At 77.0% G+C, this 661-nt stretch carries 1 protein-coding gene; it reads left to right on the top strand.

What is annotated here, in order from left to right; all coding sequences use genetic code 11:
- On the top strand, window positions 1–519 hold a 519-nt coding region (locus tag ABD317_RS37520), incomplete at its 5' end, for an SbcC/MukB-like Walker B domain-containing protein (RefSeq protein WP_344296623.1).
- Between the last annotated feature and the right edge of the window lie 142 nt (window positions 520–661).

The raw sequence follows: 661 nt of genomic DNA, 5'->3' as shown, positions 1-661 counted from the left end.
TCCGCGGAGAACGAGCGGAAGATGCGGCTGGAGTCGTACGTGCTGGCGGCCCGGCTCGAACAGGTCGCCGCCGCCGCGACGGCCCGGCTGACCCGCATGTCCTCCGGCCGGTTCACGCTGGTGCACTCCGCCGACCGCGACCGCGGCCGGGGCCGCCAGGGTCTGGGGCTGCACGTCGTGGACGCCTGGACCGGCACCGAGCGGGACACCGCCACGCTCTCCGGCGGCGAGTCGTTCTTCGCCTCCCTCGCCCTGGCTCTCGGCCTGTCCGACGTCGTGACCGAGGAGGCGGGCGGCGTCCGGCTCGACACCCTCTTCATCGACGAGGGCTTCGGCAGCCTGGACGAACACACCCTGGACGAGGTGCTCGACGTCCTCGACGCGCTGCGCGAACGCGACCGCACGGTGGGCATCGTCAGCCACGTGCCGGAGCTGCGCCGGCGGGTTCCGGCGCAGCTGGAGGTCGTCAAGGGCCGCTCGGGCTCGTACGTGCGGCACCGTACGGCCGCCGAGCACTGACGGCCGCCGGGCACCGGCCGCCGGGCACCGACGGGCGCCGGTCCGGCGGCGGACGCCCGCACGCGCGCACGGCCGGGCCCCGCCGGGCCGCGGGCGTGGGCCGTACGCGCGTCAGGGCGCGGGCAGGTCGGCCTCCCGGGCG

This window comes from Streptomyces synnematoformans (assembly GCF_039531005.1).
In the GTDB taxonomy this organism is placed as follows: domain Bacteria; phylum Actinomycetota; class Actinomycetes; order Streptomycetales; family Streptomycetaceae; genus Streptomyces; species Streptomyces synnematoformans.
Note: the sequence above shows the minus strand (reverse complement) of the source record. Positions and strands in the feature narration are given on the sequence as shown.